The 16,285-nt window shown below is 71.0% G+C and carries 16 protein-coding genes; 12 read left to right on the forward strand and 4 right to left on the reverse strand.

What is annotated here, in order from left to right:
- Nucleotides 1-34: 34 nt before the first annotated feature.
- Together ACFY3I_RS16670 and ACFY3I_RS16675 are read right to left on the reverse strand one after the other, a co-directional pair.
- Complete coding sequence (locus ACFY3I_RS16670) at nt 35-1,207, reverse strand: SIS domain-containing protein (protein WP_390861171.1); 1,173 nt, start codon at nt 1,205-1,207, stop codon at nt 35-37.
- Entirely contained in the window at nt 1,204-2,496 is a 1,293-nt protein-coding gene (locus ACFY3I_RS16675; RefSeq protein WP_390861172.1) for a D-tagatose-bisphosphate aldolase, class II, non-catalytic subunit, read from the reverse strand. Before ACFY3I_RS16675 ends, ACFY3I_RS16670 begins: the two co-directional genes overlap by 4 nt.
- A gap of 148 nt (nt 2,497-2,644) precedes the next feature.
- Between ACFY3I_RS16675 and ACFY3I_RS16680 the strand changes: the two genes are divergently transcribed.
- A complete protein-coding gene (locus tag ACFY3I_RS16680) occupies nt 2,645-3,439 on the forward strand; it encodes a GntR family transcriptional regulator (RefSeq protein WP_390861173.1) in 795 nt (264 codons plus the stop codon).
- A 230-nt stretch (nt 3,440-3,669) separates the two neighbouring features.
- Here the strand turns inward: ACFY3I_RS16680 and ACFY3I_RS16685 are convergent, their stop codons facing one another.
- Nucleotides 3,670-3,972 carry a muconolactone Delta-isomerase family protein gene (locus tag ACFY3I_RS16685; protein ID WP_390861174.1) on the reverse strand — a complete coding sequence of 101 codons (303 nt, stop codon included), beginning with the start codon at nt 3,970-3,972 and terminating at the stop codon, nt 3,670-3,672.
- Nucleotides 3,973-3,975: 3 nt separating this feature from the next.
- Entirely contained in the window at nt 3,976-4,893 is a 918-nt protein-coding gene (locus ACFY3I_RS16690) for an ABC transporter substrate-binding protein (protein ID WP_390861175.1), read from the reverse strand.
- A gap of 499 nt (nt 4,894-5,392) precedes the next feature.
- On the opposite strand from ACFY3I_RS16690, the gene ACFY3I_RS16695 reads away from it, so the two are divergent.
- The 11 genes from ACFY3I_RS16695 (at nt 5,393) to ACFY3I_RS16745 (ending at nt 16,262) form a co-directional block, all read left to right on the forward strand.
- The gene (locus ACFY3I_RS16695; protein ID WP_390861176.1) at nt 5,393-6,589 is read left to right on the forward strand and encodes a CaiB/BaiF CoA transferase family protein; all 1,197 of its coding nucleotides are present in this window, start codon (nt 5,393-5,395) and stop codon (nt 6,587-6,589) included.
- A gap of 136 nt (nt 6,590-6,725) precedes the next feature.
- A complete protein-coding gene (locus ACFY3I_RS16700) occupies nt 6,726-7,613 on the forward strand; it encodes a TIGR03619 family F420-dependent LLM class oxidoreductase (protein ID WP_390861177.1) in 888 nt (295 codons plus the stop codon).
- A 25-nt stretch (nt 7,614-7,638) separates the two neighbouring features.
- Nucleotides 7,639-9,087: an aldehyde dehydrogenase family protein gene (locus tag ACFY3I_RS16705; protein WP_390861178.1), complete on the forward strand. Its 1,449-nt coding sequence runs from the start codon at nt 7,639-7,641 to the stop codon at nt 9,085-9,087.
- Nucleotides 9,069-10,703 (forward strand): AMP-binding protein, encoded by a 1,635-nt coding sequence (locus ACFY3I_RS16710; protein ID WP_390861179.1) that lies wholly within the window; start codon nt 9,069-9,071, stop codon nt 10,701-10,703. Before ACFY3I_RS16705 ends, ACFY3I_RS16710 begins: the two co-directional genes overlap by 19 nt.
- Nucleotides 10,704-10,796: 93 nt before the next feature.
- A complete protein-coding gene (locus ACFY3I_RS16715) occupies nt 10,797-11,267 on the forward strand; it encodes a VOC family protein (RefSeq protein ID WP_390861180.1) in 471 nt (156 codons plus the stop codon).
- Between the two features lie 27 nt (nt 11,268-11,294).
- Nucleotides 11,295-12,104, forward strand: a complete 810-nt coding sequence (locus tag ACFY3I_RS16720; protein ID WP_390861181.1) for an IclR family transcriptional regulator — start codon at nt 11,295-11,297, stop codon at nt 12,102-12,104.
- A 91-nt stretch (nt 12,105-12,195) separates the two neighbouring features.
- Nucleotides 12,196-12,864, forward strand: a complete 669-nt coding sequence (gene npdG / locus ACFY3I_RS16725) for an NADPH-dependent F420 reductase (protein ID WP_390861182.1) — start codon at nt 12,196-12,198, stop codon at nt 12,862-12,864.
- The gene (locus ACFY3I_RS16730) at nt 12,861-13,184 is read left to right on the forward strand and encodes an NIPSNAP family protein (protein WP_390861184.1); all 324 of its coding nucleotides are present in this window, start codon (nt 12,861-12,863) and stop codon (nt 13,182-13,184) included. Before npdG ends, ACFY3I_RS16730 begins: the two co-directional genes overlap by 4 nt.
- Nucleotides 13,185-13,329: 145 nt before the next feature.
- Nucleotides 13,330-14,379: an LLM class flavin-dependent oxidoreductase gene (locus ACFY3I_RS16735; protein WP_390861185.1), complete on the forward strand. Its 1,050-nt coding sequence runs from the start codon at nt 13,330-13,332 to the stop codon at nt 14,377-14,379.
- Nucleotides 14,376-15,029 (forward strand): enoyl-CoA hydratase/isomerase family protein, encoded by a 654-nt coding sequence (locus ACFY3I_RS16740; RefSeq protein ID WP_390861186.1) that lies wholly within the window; start codon nt 14,376-14,378, stop codon nt 15,027-15,029. The genes ACFY3I_RS16735 and ACFY3I_RS16740 overlap by 4 nt, the downstream gene beginning before the upstream one ends.
- A gap of 78 nt (nt 15,030-15,107) precedes the next feature.
- Nucleotides 15,108-16,262, forward strand: a complete 1,155-nt coding sequence (locus ACFY3I_RS16745) for an acyl-CoA dehydrogenase family protein (protein WP_390861187.1) — start codon at nt 15,108-15,110, stop codon at nt 16,260-16,262.
- Nucleotides 16,263-16,285 lie beyond the last annotated feature (23 nt).

The following is a 16,285-nucleotide window of genomic DNA, read 5'->3' on the forward strand; positions in this document are numbered from 1 at the left end:
GTTGTTCCTCCGCTCGGCATTTGTCTGAACGCTGTCAGGCGACGTCGTCGCGTCGCCGGGGGAGCGGATGCACGGTCACGCCCTGCACCACGCGGTTCACCTCTCCGGAGGGGAACGGGTTGTCGGGCCGGATCCCGTGGCCCAGCGACGAGTGCAGTGCCAGCAACTGCGCACACAGCACGGCGGGGAGGGCGAGGACGGCGTCGTCGACGCCGTCGAGTCCGGGGAGCAGCCAGGTGTCGTCACCGGGCAGTCCGTCCCGCGACGCGGAGACGGCCACGACGCTGCCCTGCGGCAGCCCCGCACGCAGTTCGGCGAGGATGTCGAGGTCGTAGCGGCGCGTGTAGGGGTCGTTCGACACGTAGACGACGACGGCGGTGCGGTCGTTCAGCACGGACTTGGGGCCGTGCCGGAAACCGAGTGAGGACTCCGAGGCCGCCACGAGCGCGCCTCCGGTCAGCTCCAGCAGCTTCAGGGCGGACTCGTGGGCCAGCCCCTTGAGGGCGCTGCTGCTGCCGAGGTACACCAGCCGTTCGGGTTCGCGGGTCAGGAGTTCCCCGATCTGCCGGCTGAGGCCGCCCGCGGTGATGTGCTCGGCCGCCGCGGCGGGGGACTCGATCGCCTCCGTGCTGAGCGCGCCCAGGGCGAGCAGGGACGCCAGGAGCATGCTGGTGAAGCTCGACGTCATGGCGAAGCCCTGGTCGTTGGCCGCGGCGGGCATGAGCAGGACGTGCGAGGAGGGGCTGTCGCCGTGCAGGCGTGCCAGCTGCCCGTCGCTGTTGCAGGTGATGACGAGGTGGTGCACGTGCGCAAGGACCTCGTCCGCCAGCCGGGTCGCCGCGACACTCTCGGGGCTGTCCCCGGACCGGGCGAACGAGACGAGCAGCGTGGGGACGTCCTCGGGGAAGGACGCGTACGGGTCGGCGACGATGTCCGTGGTGGAGACGGCGTCGGTGCGCCGGCCGGTGGCGCGGGCGACCGCCGCCCGGACGACCTCTCCGGCGAAGGCCGAGGTACCGGCTCCGGTGAGGACGATCCGCAGGTCGTCGTCGGCCAGCAGGGGGCCGAGGAAGGCGTCCAGGGACTCGCGTTCACCGGTGACGATCGCGCCGACCGCACGCCACACCTCGGGCTGTTGGACGATCTCGGCGGTGGTGTGGTCGGCCCCGCGGTCCTGAGGTACCAGGTCCTGGGTGGTGGTCTTCACGCGTACTCCTTGTCATCGGTTCGGCATGCGCGGTCGTAGTCGCGCAGGACGTCGCGGACGCGGTCGATCACGAGGTCCCGCGGTGTCGCGGACAGGGCCCCGGTCCGGACGCGCCGGTACTGGTCGGGCAGCCAGGCACTCAGCAGTGGAAGCGGAATGTCCAGGCCCGCGAGGTTGGCGAACAGCCGGTCCTGGGCCGCGGAGATCTCCGGGTCGGGCCAGTAGTAGCGCATGCGGTCGCTGTAGCTGTAACGCCTGGCCAGCCGCTGATCGTCGGCGTCGCCCCCGTAGTACCCCTGCCACCAGGAGGGCTCCTCGCGCATCCGCCGGTCGACGACCTCGCCCAGCCGGGACCGGGACTCGGCCGGGACGAGTTCGTCCTCGACGGCGGCCAGCGCGAACAGCGCCTCCCGCAGGGCGAACGTCAGTCCGGGGCCCACCTTGAGCACGGCCCAGTGGTCCTCCACCAGGTCGGCCAGTCCGTCCACCGTCTGGTAGTCGGTCGAGTGGGCTTCGAAGACCATGGCCGGTTCGTCGGCGAGGACCGTGCGCAGTTCGGTGGTCCGCTCCCTCCGGTAGTCGAACACCTGGAGGTGATCGAACTCCACGCCGGGCTGAACGACCATGGCCATGACGCGGGGCCAGGCCCCGGCCACGTCGTGCTGCTCGAACGCGCGGCGGTTGTGCTCCAGGGTCAGGCGTGCCGCCCGGGGGCTGGTGGCAGCCATGCCCTCCAGCGTCTCGTGCGCCCCTCCCGGTACCGGAACCTCGGTTCCGACGACGTAACGGAGGGCGCCGGCGAGGTCGCCCGCGGCGGTCTCGGCGACGCGCACCAGGCGGGCGGTGCGCTCGGCGACCAGTTCGTCGGTCAGCGGTGCGATGTCGTCGGCGCAGGAGAAGCTGCAGTCCAGGTGGATCTTCGTGAAGCCCGCCCGGACGTAGGCCGCGACGAGTTCGTCCGCTTCGGCCATCGCGTCCCGCGAGGGCATCGAACGCCACCGGTTCGGTCCCAGGTGGTCCCCGCCGAGGACGACCCGGTCCAGCGGCAGTCCGTACCCGGTGGCGATGCCGTGCACGAGTTCGCGGAAGTCTTCGGGCCGCATGCCGGTGTAGCCGCCGTACTGGTCTACCTGGTTGGAGGTCGCCTCGGCGAGGACGGTGCCTCCCGAGGCGAGGGCCTGGCGGACCGCTGCCTCGATGACCAGGGGATGGGCCGAGCAGACGGAGGTGATGCCGTGCGGTTCGCCTGCCTTCTGGCGGCGGACCACTTCATCCAAGGGGTTCCACATGATCGCTCCAGGGTTCACCGAGGGCGTCAGCCGCATCTGTCGGCGCGCTTTCGGAAACGTGACTGGAACGGTACTGGTCTCACCAATGGCCGTCAATGGTCTGTTAATGGTATGCAACTGGTCTGCAGTCCACTGGTATACATCTGGTATGTCTTCATCGGATCGTGGTCTCCCCCAAGGGCTGCTGAGCGGAGACGCTCTGCCCCTGTACACCCAGGTCGCCGGACGCCTCCTGGACGACATCGCCCAGGACGGTGCCCGGCCCGGAGACCGACTGCCGTCGGAGCGGGCGCTGGCCACCAGGTACGGCGTCTCGCGGGTCACCCTCCGCTCCGCCCTGAACGAACTCGCGGAGCGCGCGGTCATCGAGTCCTCGCCGGCCCGCGGATGGTTCCTCGCCGAGGGGTACGAACGGGTCGCCCCCGCGTCGCCCGCGCCGTCACCGGGCCGGGCGGCGGCCCAGTCGGTACAGGGCTTCGCCGACTACGCCGAACAGCAGGGGCTGCGGCTGCGCGACTCGGTGCTGGAGACCAGGGTCCGGCCCGCCACGGTCCAGGAGTCCGAACAGCTGAGGGTCGGCCCGGGGGCCGCGCTCTTCGAGATGCGACGGCTGCGCTACCTCGACGACATCGTGGTCGTGCTGGAGCACAACCGGCTGCCTCTGGCGCTGTGCCCGGACCTGGCGGAGACGGACTTCACCAAGGACACGCTCTTCGCCACGCTCCGCCGCGCCGATCCGCCTCAACTGCCCAAGGTCGCCGACTACTCCGTGGAGGCACGGCACCCGACGGCGGAGGAACGGCGGCTGCTGGAGATCACCGACGCGACTCCCGTGCTGGTCGCCACCCAGCTCGCCTTCAACCAGAACGGCCAGCCCCTCGAACTCACCGCGGCCGCCTACCGCGGTGACCGCTACCACTTCCGGGCCTCCATCACGGGGTGAGGCCCAGGCCCCGCCGGGGCGAGCGGCGCGGAGTCCGGAGCATGCCACCGCGGCGCGCCCGGCACGACGAAGGTCCGGCCGGGGCCCTGAACTTCCCGCCCCGGAAAGACGGTCGGCGAGTCCAGGGACCGACGGGCGCGCTCCCCTCGTGAGCGCGTCCGGCGGACACCGGCCGTCCGAAGCCGTTCGACCGAATGTCCCGAGGGCGCCCGCGCGGGGAGCGCGTGAAGTCAGACGGTCACCTCCGTCCTGCCGGGGTCGCTCGGATGCGACTCCAGGGGCGTGATGGCCGCCGTCATCCAGGACCACAGCGGCAGGGTGCTCAGGATCTGCTCACGCAACTCGGCCTCGTCATCGGCCCGCCACAGGGCGATGCTCCGCGATTCCCCCACCGGGCGCCAGATCCTCACCAGGTGGCCGGAGGCGATGAGTTCGACGGCCCGGGCGGCCTCCGCGGCACGACGTCGGTCGACCTCGGCCTTCTCGGTTCCGTCGGGAATGTTCGTGGTGACCTCGATCAGGAACTCTTTCACAAGTCAGCCTCTCTGATTGATGTTGCGGAAAGACAGCGCGGTCTGGGCCGCGGTGGGTGCGGTGCGGTAGAAGTCCGCCGCGGTGAACGTGGCGGGGACGCCGAGTTCGGCGGCGACCGCGGCGATGGCCGTCTCGGCTGTGCCGAGGTCCGCCTGGCCGTCGACGCCGAACGACGGGGCGATGAACTGCTCGTAGTGCGCCCGGACTTCGTCAGCGGTGTGTCCGTTGAGGAAGGTCTGGAGGTACCGCACCGTCGTGTCGGGGTCGTCCCGGATCACCCGCAGCGCGCGCCGATGGGCTCGCACGACGGCCTGGACGGCGGGGTCCTCCGGATCGGTGCGGGTCGGGTCGACCGCGACGCCGACGGTGGGGATCCGGAAGAGGTCGCCGGCGAAGGCGAGTACGTTCCAGCCGTTCTCGGCGGCCACGGCCTGGGGCGCCATGGTGTCGCCCACCACCGCGGCGTCGATCGTGCCCTCGCGCAGTCGGCGCAGGTCCATGCTGTAGTCGCCGGGCGCGCGGACGACGGTCTCCAGGTCGCGGTCCGGGTCCAGTCCGGCCTGGCGCAGCATGATGCGGGTGAAACAGCCGGGGCCGGTGTGGTGCGGATGCACGGCCAACCGCTTCCCGGCCAGGTCGGCCAGTGAGTCCAGGCCGGGCCGGGCGAGGAACCAGAACTGGGGTCGCTGCGTGTTCACGTTGAGCGCGACCCACGGGATGCCGCCGACCATCCGGGACAGCAGTGTCCGGCCCAGGCCGATGACGGCCCCGCGGCGCAGCCGCTCCGGGTCCCAGACCGAGCCGTCCCGCACGGCGACGTGGACACCCGCGTCGGCGTAGAAGTCCTGCTGGTCCGCGATGTAGCTGACCAGCTCCTCGTGGGGGCCGCGCCCCACATAGGCAAGATCAATCGTGTACATGAAGACTTTCCTTCGAGGTGTGTGTCTCCGGACGCGGCCCTGCCGCCGACCGCGTCCGGGCGGGTACGGCCGAGGCGCTGCCCGGCGGGACCCGGAGGGTGTCGGCCGGGTTCCGGTCCGGCCCTTGGCCGCTCGTGAGGGCCGGATCCGCCGTCGTCCCGATTCGCCTCTGTTCGGGGCGGGTTCGGGCAGGCGAGGCATCGACCCGGCCGTCCGTGCCCGGCATCGCCCGGACGCCTCGCGGCCCCAACTCCCTTAGCCCTGCGGTGATGTGCTCTTTGACGAACTCCCAATTCCCTCCACCTGCTGCGATGTGTCGATACGTCATGCCTGTGCACCGGCCGTCAGGGCCGGTCGCCGGCACCCCGGCGCCGGGGTGCCGGGGCGGGAACCGCTTTCCAGGAACTCTCCGGATGAGCCTTGACGCCGATGAACACCCTACCTAAGGTCGTTCCAAATGCTGGCGCGAGTTCGAGATAATGAACACGGGTGGTCAAGGATGACTCAGCAGGTTCGGGCTTTGGCGGGAACGCGGGTGATCGACGCCGCAACGATGGTTGCCGGTCCGCTGGGCGCGTCGATCCTGGCCGACTTCGGTGCCGACGTGATCAAGGTGGAGCCCGTCGCGGGGGACGAGTCCCGTACGTTCGGGCCCGGCCGCGACGGCATGAGCGGTGTGTACGCCGGCGTCAACCGGAACAAGCGGGCCATCGCCCTCGATCTGCGCACCGAGGAGGGCCGGGAACTCTTCCACGAGCTGTGCGCCGGCGCCGACGTGCTCATCGAGAACATGCTCCCGGCGGGGCGCGCGAAGTTGGGCCTGACCGCCGAAGAGCTCCGACAGCGCCATCCCCACCTGATCTGCCTCAACGTGAGCGGCTACGGTGAAAGCGGCCCGTCGGCCGGCAGGCCCGCGCTGGACCCCGTCGCCCAGGCCCTCACCGGCATGATCCAGGCGACCGGGGACACCGACGGCGGCGGCATCAAGGCCGGCCCGCCGGTGGCCGACAGCTCGGCCGGATACCTCGTCGCCGTCGCGGCCCTGGTCTCCCTCTTCGCGAGGCAGCGGACCGGAGCCGGCCAGAGCGGTTCGGTGTCACTCGTGGCCTCGCTGTTCCACCTGCAGTCCCCGTGGCTGGGCCAGTACCTGCTGGCCGACTACGTGGCGCCCCGTGTCGGCAACGCGAGCAACTTCTACGCGCCGTACAACGCGTACCCGACGCGCGACGGCGGGGCCGTACACGTCGTCGCCTTCAACGACCGGCACTTCGAGCGGTTCGCGCGGGCGGTCGGCGCCGGTCACCTGCTCGACGAGGAACGGTTCGCGACCGCCGCGTGCCGCCTGACCCACCGTGAGGAACTCGACGAGGTGCTCGCGCCCTGGTTCGCCGAGCGCGACCGGGACGACATCGTCACCCTGCTCACCGACCAGAACATCATCTGCGCCCCGGTCCTCACGTACGGCGAGGCCGTGGAGCACCCCCAGATCCGCGCGCTCGACATGGTCGTCGGCCTGCGGAGCGAGGCTCTCGGCGAGGTCCGGGTGCCCGGGCTCCCGATCAAGCTGTCGGACACTCCCGGCCGTGTGGAGCGTCCGCCGACCGCCCTGGGCGAACACACCGCCGAGCTCCTGGAGGAGCTCGGCCACGACGACCAGGACATCGCACGGCTGCTCGCCGCGCGGGTCGTCCGCTGAACCCACGGCGCCACGTGACCGCACGACACCACGTGAACCCGCATCACCACGTGACCGCACAACATCACGTGGACCCGCAACACCCCGTCAACACACAGCACTTCGTGAACTCACATCGTCCTGACAGGAGCAGCACATGAAGGTTGGTATCAGGATCCCCGGTGCCGGTCCCTGGGCCGGACCGGACGCGATCAGCGAGGTCTCCCGCTACGCGGAGAAGATCGGCTTCGACTCGCTGTGGATGACCGACCACGTGGCTCTGCCCACGAAGGTGGAGACGGCCTACCCGTACACCGCCGACGGCAAGTTCCTCTGGGCGCCCGAAACCCCCTACCTGGACTGCCTCACCGCCCTGACCTGGGCCGCGGCCGCGACGGAGACCGTCGAGCTGGGCACGTCCTGCCTGATCCTGCCCTGGCGCCCGCTGGTGCAGACGTCGAAGACGCTGGTGAGCATCGACGTCCTGTCCAAGGGCCGGCTGTCCGTCGCCATCGGCGTCGGCTGGATGAAAGAGCAGTTCGAGGCGCTGGGCGCGCCGTTCAAGGACCGCGGCCGCCGGGTGACCGAGATGGTCAAGGCCATGCGCCAGATGTGGACCGAGGACGAGGTCTCCTGGGACGGCGACTTCTACAACCTGCACGACTTCATGATGTTCCCCAAGCCCGTACGCGGCACGATCCCGGTCTGGTTCGCCGGCTACAGCGAGGCGTCGCTGCGCCGCATCGCCGCGATCGGCGACGGCTGGCACCCGCTGGCCGTGGGCCCGGAGGACTACGCGGGCTACCTCGCCACGCTGAGGAGGTACGTGGCGGAGGCGGGCCGCGACATGAGCGAGATCACGCTCACCGCCCGCCCGCTGCGCAAGGCGCCCTACAACGCCGAGACGATCGAGGCGTACGGCGACCTCGGCGTCACCCACTTCATCTGCGACACCTCCTTCGAGCACGCCACGCTCGAGTCCGCGATGGAGGAGCTGCAGGCCCTCGCCGAGGCGGTCCTGCCGACCGCGCACCGCCTCCCCTGAGGCCCGAGAGAAAGAGACGCCGATCATGCGTGCCCTGACCTCCAGTGTTCCGCTGGTCCTCGGAGACCAGCTCACCGACGCCTCGGACGGAGCCACGTTCGAGACCGTCAACCCCGCCGACGGCGGTGTCATCGCGAAGGTGGCCCAGGCGACCGCGGACGACGTGGCCCGCGCCGTCGAGGCCGCGCGAGCCGGCGCCAAGGCGTGGCAGCGGATACGGCCCTCGCAGCGCACCCGCCTGATGCTGCGCTACGCGGCGCTCATCGAGGAGAACAAGGAGCGGCTCGCCGAGCTGCAGACCCGCGACATGGGCAAGCCCATCCGCGAGTCCCTGTCGATCGACCTGCCGGTGATGATCGAGACCGTCGAGTACTTCGCCGGCCTCGTGACCAAGATCGAGGGTCGTACGACCCCGGCCCCCGGCCGGTTCCTGAACTACACGGTGCGCGAGCCGATCGGTGTGGTCGGTGCGATCACCCCGTGGAACTTCCCGGCGGTGCAGTCGATATGGAAGATCGCGCCGGCGCTGGCGATGGGCAACTCCGTCGTCCTGAAGCCGGCGCAGCTGGCCCCCCTCGTGCCGGTTGCGCTGGGTGAGCTGGCCCTGGAGGCCGGCATACCCGCCGGCGTCGTCAACGTCCTGCCGGGCCGCGGCTCGGTGGCGGGCAACGCACTGGTCAAGCACCCGGGCGTCGGCAAGGTCACCTTCACCGGATCCACCGAGGTCGGCCAGGAGATCGGCCGGATGGCGGCGGACCGGCTGATCACCACCTCGCTGGAACTGGGCGGCAAGTCGGCGCTGGTCGCCTTCGCGGACGCGTCCCCGAAGGCCGTCGCCGACGTGGTCTTCACGGCGATGTACGGCAACCAGGGCGAGACCTGCACCGCGCCCAGCCGGCTCCTGGTGGAGCGCCCGATCTACGACGAGGTCGTGGAACTGGTCAGGGCCCGGGTCGAAGCGGCCAGGGTCGGCGACCCGCTCGACCCCGAGACGGAGATCGGCCCGCTGATCGACGCGGCGCAGCGCGACTCGGTCCACTCCTACGTGGTGTCGGGAGCGGAGGAGGGCGCCCGTCTGCTGGCCGGCAGCACCGACGCTCCGGCAGCGGGTCCGGGCTTCTTCTACCAGCCGGCGCTGTTCGCGGACGTCGCCCCGGACATGCGGATCGCTCGCGAGGAGATCTTCGGCCCCGTTCTCGGCGTACTGCCGTTCGAGGGCGAGGAGCAGGCGATCGAGCTGGCGAACGACACGATCTACGGCCTCGCGGCCGGCGTGTTCACCCGTGACGTCGGCCGGGCCCTGCGCTTCGCGGGGACGCTGGACGCGGGGAACGTCTGGATCAACAGCTGGGGCGTGCTCAACCCGGCCTCGCCGTACCGCGGGTTCCGGCACAGCGGCTACGGCAGTGACCTCGGGCGGAGCGCGATCGACAGCTTCACGAAGGAGAAGAGCGTATGGGCACGTCTGGACTAGCGCCGGAGGGCGCCGACGTGCCGGTCGTCGCCCGTCTCCGGGAGCTGCGGGGCCTGGCCCGTTGGTCGCCCGCACCGGACTACTCGATCGCCCAGGACGCGCTGTTCGCGCAGGATCCGGACGCGGTGGCCGTACTCACGGCCGGACCGCAGGACGTCGGCGAGATCACGTTCGGTGAGGTCCAGCAGGCCGCGCTGCGGATCAGCGACGTGCTGCGAGCGCAGGGCGTCGCCCCGGGCGACCGGGTCGCGCTCTACCTCGATCCCTCGCCCGCCGCGGCGGAGGTCGTCTTCGGAGTGCTGGCCGCCGGGGCGGTATTGCTTCCCGTCCCGCGGCTCCTGGGCGGCGGCTCCGTCGCCCACCGCCTGAGCGACTCGGGGGCGAAGGTCCTCGTCACCGACGGGTCGGGTCTGGAGCGGTTGCGGTCCACGGGCTGCGACGTCGAGGGCCGTACCGTACTGACGGTCGACGGGGCGGAGGGGAAGGGGATCGCCGGCCGCAAGGTCGACCACCACTCCCACGCCCCCCGGCCGGCCGGCCCGACGCGGCCCGCCCTGCTGATGTACACCTCGGGCACCAGCGGCCCGCCCAAGGGGATCCTCCACGGCCACCAGGTGCTGCTCGGCCACGCCGGAGTGGACTACGCCTTCGAGCTGTTCCAGCCCGGCGACGTCTACTACGGGACGGCCGACTGGGGTTGGATCGGCGGCCTCATGCTGGGGCTCGTCGTCCCGTGGTCCTTCGGCGTCCCGGTCGTCGCGCAGCGGCAGACGCACTTCGACGCGGACGCCACGCTGGACCTGTTCGCGCGATGCGGTGTCACCACCGCGTTCCTGCCGCCGTCGGTGCTGCGGCTGCTGCGGGCGAACGGCCGGGCGCCGGAGCACAGGCTGCGTGCCGTCGTCACCGGCGGTGAGCCGGCGGGGCGTCCGGAGATGGCGTGGTCCCGGCTGCACCTGGCGCAGGCCGTGAACAAGGCGTACGGCCAGACCGAGGCGAACGGCCTCATCGGTGACTCGGCCACGCTCGGCTCCGTCGACGACGACACGATGGGCGCGCCCTATCCGGGGCACACCATCGCGCTGCTCGGCGAGGACGGCCGGGAGGTCGCCCGCGGCGAGGTGGGGGAGATCGCTCTGCGGCTTCCCGACCCGGTCGCCCTGCTGGGGACCTGGGACGCGAGGACCATGGGGCCGGTGCCCCCGGCCGGTGACTGGCACCGGACGAACGACCTGGCCAGGCGTGCCCACGGAGAGCGCCTCGAGTACCTGGGCCGCGCGGACGACGTCATCAAGAGCCGCGGCTACCGGATCGGCCCTTCGGAGATCGAGGACGCCCTGGTGCGGCACCCGCTGGTGGCCGAGGCCGCCGCGGTCGGGATTCCGGACGACAGGATCGGCCAGCGGGTGAAGGTCTTCCTGCGGTTCATCCGCGGCGAGGCGGTCGGCGAGGCGGTGGTGGAGGTCGGGGAGGCGCTCCGCTCGGAGCTGTGCGACCTGGTGGCCGCCAGGGTCGGACCGCACGCCAGACCCCGCGAGTTCGAAGTGGTCTCGTCCCTGCCGAGGACGGAGACCGGAAAGCTCCTCCGGCGCGCGCTCGCTCCGGCGACGCACTGACCGGCGCGGGCCGGCGACCCGCGGGCCCCGGCCCCGCCCGGGCGTCCGCGCCCGGATGGCACGTACGGACACACATCATGAGAGGGACCACCTATGCGTAGGTTCTGGCATGTCGGTCTCAACGTCACCGACATGGACCGCACCATCGAGTTCTACCGGCTCGTGGGCTTCGAGGTCGTGCAGGACAAGGAGGTCGAAGACGCCAACCTCGCGCGGGCGTTCATGATCGACCAGGGCGGAAAGCTGCGCTTCGCGCACATGCGCCTGAACAACTCGCCCGACGAGGCGATGCTCGACATCATCGAGTGGCGTGACGTGCCCGCGACCCGCGAGCGGTCCATTGCCGACACCGTCAATCCCGGCCTGTGCCGCTTCTCGATCCTCACGGACGACATCCAGGGCGAGTACGACCGCCTGAGCGAAGCGGGTGTCACGTTTCTGCACACGCCGCAGACCGTCATGGCCCCCGACGGGGTGAACGGATGGAAGATCCTGTTCGCGGCGGACCCCGACGGTACGCTGTTCCACTTTGTCGAGTTGGTAGGGGACTCAGCCGAGCACTGAGACTTCCCTGACCGGAAAGCAGGAGACGTGGCGAAGGGACCTTCCGAGTCCGGCGGCTTGGGCGGCGACGACGATGCCGCAGACCAGGCGGCAGGGATTCTCGTGCCGGCGGTGTCGCGCACGGTACGGGTGCTCGACCATCTGGTCCGGCACAGAAGCGGGGCCACGGTCACCGAACTCGCCTCCTCGTGCGGGTTCGCCAAGAGCACGGCGTCGAACCTGCTTCGGACGATGGTCACGGAAGGTCTCATCGAGTACGACTCCGTCACCCGGCGCTACAACCTGGGGCCGCTGCTGGTGGAGTACGGCGTGGCGGCGGTCACCAGGACCACACCGGTCACCGAGGCGCGGCCGTTCATGGAGCGGCTGGCCGAGCGGACCGAACTGGCCTGCCTCGCGATCTCGCCGATGCCCGACGGGCACTTCACCGCGATCGCGAAGATCGAGAGCCGCAAGGACATCAAGATCACGATCGAGATCGGCTCCCGCTTCGACCGGGACGCGCCGCTGCTCAGCCGCCTGATCGGCGCGTGGGGCAACGGCGCTTCGACCGCGGACGACGATCCGCGCCGCGAGGAAGTGCGCTCCCGCGGCTTCGGAGTCGTCTTCGGCGAGTACGCCCCCGAGCTGAACGTCATGGGCTTCCCCGTCTTCGACCGGGACGGGCGGCCCTGCCTCGTGATCAGCCTCCTCGGCATGGGAACGGATCTCACGCCGCAGGACATCGACGAGTTGGCCCCCTACCTGGTCACCGCCGCACGGGCCATCACCGTGCGCAGCGGCGGCCTGGTTCCCGCCGACTACCCGGAGGCCGGCCCGGAGCGATCCGCCGGCTGACCTCACCAGACTTCACAGGCCCGGCGCCCGCACCGCCGGGCCTGTGAACCCGCACCGCCGGTCGCGGGCAATTCCTTGAGGAGCACGAAGCATGGACAGCCACACCATCGCCGTTGTGGGGGGTACCGGTCCGCAGGGCAAGGGCCTGGCCCTGCACTTCGCCCAGGCCGGCCACAAGGTCGTCATCGGATCCCGCTCGGCCGGGCGGGCCGAGGAGGCCGCGGCCGAGATCCGCGCGCGGGCCGGTTCGGCCGTCGACGTGCTCGGCCTGGACAACCGTGGTGCCGTCGAAGCGGCCGAGGCCGTCCTGATAGTCGTGCCGTGGGACGGTCACGAGGAGCTGGTCGCGGATCTCGCCCCGGCCCTCGCGGGGAAGCTGGTGATCAGCTGCGTCAACCCGCTCGGTTTCGACCGGCGGGGGGCCTACGGCCTGGACGTCGAGGACGGCAGCGCCGCCGAGCAGACCCAGCGGCTCGTACCCGGTGCCGTGGTCGTCGGCGCGTTCCACCATCTTTCCGCGGTCTCCCTGTGGGAGGCCGAGGGACCGCTCGGTCACGAGGACGTCCTGGTGGTCGGGGACGACAAGGACGCCAAGGAGAAGGTCGCCGCGCTCGCCGCGACGATCACCGGCCGCCCCGGCATCGACGGCGGCGCCCTGCGCCTGGCCCGTCAGCTGGAGCCGCTCACCGCCGTTCTCATCAACATCAACCGGCGCTACAAGACCCGTTCGGGCGTCGCGGTCTCCGGGATCCCGGCATGATCCTCGAACTGCGCGAGTACGTCGCGCTGCCCGACCGGGCCGAGGACCTGCACCGGCGCTTCGCCGACGAGACCCTGGCCCTCTTCCGGGAGTTCGGCCTGGACCTCAGGGGTTTCTGGCACGCCGTCGACGACCGGCGGCGGATCTACTACCTCTGCGCGTTCGAGGACGTGGACGCGGCAACCGTGTTCTGGGATGCCTTCAGGGCGGATCCGCGGTGGATCGAACTGAAGGAACGCAGTGAGGCCGAAGGCCCGTTGATCGAGCGGATCGTGAGCACATACCTCACGGAGCCCGACTACGTGGCGGCTCGCGGCTGATTTTCCGGCGGGGCCGGACGCGGTCGCGCATCCGGCCCCACCATGACCGACCGGCAGGCGTGCGAAGCCCGGCCGGAAGGGAACACACATCTCCATTTCGTTCCATATCGTGGACAAAGTTCACCATCGTGAATCGAGAGAGTCGATGATCAAGGGCATTCAGCTACACGCCTGGGCAGGTGGACCGAGCCTGGTCGAGGTCGCCGAGGTCGCCGCCCGGGCCTTCGAGACGATCTGGGTCACCGACCAGATGCAGTCCCGGGGGGTGGCTGCCGTCCTGGGGGCGATCGCGGCCAGGACCGGCGCCGGCGTCGGCACGGCGGTGACCTTCCCGTTCGGGCGCAACCCCCTGGAACAGGCGTCCACGATGGCCACGCTGGCCGAGTTCATGCCGCCCGGCCGCCAGGTCAGCATGGGCATCGGAACCGGCGGTGGCCTGGTGCGCGCCCTGATGGAGCGCGGGCAGCCCGTCGGCCGCGTCGCCGAACTCATCGGGTTCTGCCGCGCGCTCTGGCGGGGCGAGACCGTCCGCATGGGCGACTACCCCCTCACCTGCGCGGACCTGGGCCTGCGTGCGGACGGTCGCGCGTCCCTCGACTGGGTCGAGGACCCCGCGGTCCGGGTGATCGTGGCCGGCACGGGTCCGAAGGTCCTGGAGATGACGGGCGAACTGGCCGACGGCGTGATCTGCGCGAGCAACTTCCCGGCGCACAGCCTCGCGGCCTTCCGCAGCGGCCAGTTCGACGCGGTCAGCAACCTCGACCGCCTCGAGGCCGGCCGGGAGCGCAGCGACCGCACGGCGTTCACCCGCATCTACGGAGTGAACATGTCCATCTCGGCGGACCGCGACCGTGCCAACGCCGCCGCCCGTCGGCAGGCCGCGCTGATCGTGTCCCAGCAGCCGCACGAGAGCCTGCGGCAGGTCGGCTTCGAACCGTCCGACTACGCGGCGACCCGCGAGGCCGTCCACGCCGGACAGGGCATCGCCGCCGCGGCCGAACTCCTGCCGCAGCACGTGGCCGACCAGCTCGTCGTCTCGGGCACGCCCGGCGACTGCGTGGAAGTGCTCGCCGAACTCCTCGACCACGCCAAGCGGGCGGGCTTCACCGAGGCATACGTCGGAGCTCCCGTCGGCCCCGACCCGGCGGAGGCCGTACGCCTGCTCACCACCGAAGTCCTTCCGGAGCTCATATGAAGACCGACCCGGACCAGGGGCCGCTGTGCCTGTCGGAGACCGGGGGCGGCGTCGCCACGGTGACGCTGAACCGCCCCGACGCGCGCAACGCGATGAACCTCCCGTTGCTCCGGCAGCTGGTCGGCGCGCTCAGGGACGCCCGCGAACAGGGCGTCGACGTCATGCTGTTGAAAGCCGAGGGGCCGGCCTTCTGCGCGGGTGCCGACATCCGGTCGGACGACGGCACGGCGGAGGGCCGCCCGGGCCTGCGCCGGCGGCTGATCGAGGAGGCGTGCGACCTCGTCGAGGCGTTCCCCGCCTCGGTCGCCGCCGTGCAGGGCCCGGCCGTCGGCGGCGGATGGGCGCTGGCCGTCGCCGCCACCGTCACGCTGGCGACTCCGCGCGCGATGTTCCGCTTCCCGGAGCTCCGGCTGGGCTTCCTGCCCCCGGACCAGACGGTCCGCCGGCTGCGGGCTGCCGTCGGCCCCGCGGCGGCGTTCCGGCTGCTGGTGGCGGATGAACGTTTCACCGGGGACGACCTGGCCCGGCTCGGCCTGGTCGACGTCGTCGAGCCCGCGGACCTCGGCCACCGGGCTCGGCACCTCGCCGAGCAGTTCGCGGCCGCGCCGTCCGACCTCGTCCGGACCCTGCGGACATCGCTCACCGCCTGACTCCCCTTCGCGGCGACCGCACCGGTACGCCCACTCGAACCACCCGGCCACCCGATCCCCCTCGGAAAGGCGACAACCATGAGCACGAACCCCTTCCTCGAAACCGAGGACCAGGAGCAGTTGCGGGCCACCGCCCGCGCGGTGATCACACGTCACGCCCCCCAGCGTGACGTGCGGATCTGGGACGAGGAGGGGGCCTACCCCGAGCACCTCTACCGCGAGATCGCGAAGCTGGGCTGGTACGGCATCGTCGCGGACGACGAGCCCGTCGACGGCACGGCCGGCCTGCTGATCGCGCTGTGCGAGGAGGTGGGGCGGGCGAGTTCGGACCTGGTCGCGCTGCTCAACCTGAACATCAGCGGAATCCGGGACCTGATCCGCTGGGGCACCCTCGAACAGCAGGAGAGGTACGCCGAACCCGTGCTGCGCGGCGACGGCCGGTTCTCCATCGCGGTCTCGGAGCCGGACGTAGGCTCGGACGCGGCGAGCGTGTCGACGGCCGCGGAACGCGTCGAGGGCGGCTGGCTGCTGAACGGCCAGAAGACGTACTGCGAGGGCGCGGGGATCCCGGGCACCGTGATGGAGCTGTTCGCGAAGACCGGCGACAGCGGCCGCAAGCGCGACGACCTCGCCGTGTTCCTGGTCCCCAACGACCACCCGGGCGTCGAGATACGCCGGATGCCGGCCCTCGGCCGCAACATCAGCGGCATCTACGAGGTGTTCCTGCACGACGTCCTGGTCCCGGACACGGCCCTGCTGGGCGCGCCCGGCCAGGGCTGGCGGATCCTGAAGGAGCGGCTGGTCCTGGAGCGGATCATGATCAGCTCGGGGTTCCTGGGCAGTGTCGGACAGGTCCTGGACATGACGGTCGACTACGCCAACGAGCGCGAGCAGTTCGGGAAGACCATCTCGTCGTACCAGGGGGTGACGCTCCCGCTCGCGGAGATGTTCGTCCGCAAGGACGCCGCGCGCTGCGCGGTGCAGCGGTCGGCGGCGTTCTTCGACGCGGGCCTGCCGTGCGAGACGGAGAGCACGATGGCGAAGTTCCTGTGCGGGCAGATCTACGCGGAGGCGTCGGCGCTGGCGGTCCAGTTGCAGGGCGCGTACGGGTACGTCCGCGACCACACGCTGCCGATGCACCACTCGGACGGGATCATCGCCCGGGTGGTGGCCGGTCCGCCGTCGGTGCAGCTGAACTTCATCGCCCGGTCCATGGGCCTGCGCGGCCACTGACCGTGCCCGAACGTCCACTTGAG

Source organism: Streptomyces sp. NPDC001068, assembly GCF_042897315.1.
In the GTDB taxonomy this organism is placed as follows: Bacteria; Actinomycetota; Actinomycetes; order Streptomycetales; family Streptomycetaceae; genus Streptomyces.

Coding starts and splice junctions, on each gene's coding strand:
- ACFY3I_RS16710 (WP_390861179.1), top strand. CDS start 9,069: ATGGGCACGTCTGGACTAGCGCCGGAGGGCGCCGACGTGCCGGTCGTC.
- ACFY3I_RS16735 (WP_390861185.1), top strand. CDS start 13,330: ATGATCAAGGGCATTCAGCTACACGCCTGGGCAGGTGGACCGAGCCTG.
- ACFY3I_RS16740 (WP_390861186.1), top strand. CDS start 14,376: ATGAAGACCGACCCGGACCAGGGGCCGCTGTGCCTGTCGGAGACCGGG.
- npdG (WP_390861182.1), top strand. CDS start 12,196: ATGGACAGCCACACCATCGCCGTTGTGGGGGGTACCGGTCCGCAGGGC.
- ACFY3I_RS16690 (WP_390861175.1), bottom strand. CDS start 4,893: ATGTACACGATTGATCTTGCCTATGTGGGGCGCGGCCCCCACGAGGAG.
- ACFY3I_RS16680 (WP_390861173.1), top strand. CDS start 2,645: ATGTCTTCATCGGATCGTGGTCTCCCCCAAGGGCTGCTGAGCGGAGAC.
- ACFY3I_RS16730 (WP_390861184.1), top strand. CDS start 12,861: ATGATCCTCGAACTGCGCGAGTACGTCGCGCTGCCCGACCGGGCCGAG.
- ACFY3I_RS16705 (WP_390861178.1), top strand. CDS start 7,639: ATGCGTGCCCTGACCTCCAGTGTTCCGCTGGTCCTCGGAGACCAGCTC.
- ACFY3I_RS16700 (WP_390861177.1), top strand. CDS start 6,726: ATGAAGGTTGGTATCAGGATCCCCGGTGCCGGTCCCTGGGCCGGACCG.
- ACFY3I_RS16745 (WP_390861187.1), top strand. CDS start 15,108: ATGAGCACGAACCCCTTCCTCGAAACCGAGGACCAGGAGCAGTTGCGG.
- ACFY3I_RS16695 (WP_390861176.1), top strand. CDS start 5,393: ATGACTCAGCAGGTTCGGGCTTTGGCGGGAACGCGGGTGATCGACGCC.
- ACFY3I_RS16675 (WP_390861172.1), bottom strand. CDS start 2,496: ATGTGGAACCCCTTGGATGAAGTGGTCCGCCGCCAGAAGGCAGGCGAA.
- ACFY3I_RS16715 (WP_390861180.1), top strand. CDS start 10,797: ATGCGTAGGTTCTGGCATGTCGGTCTCAACGTCACCGACATGGACCGC.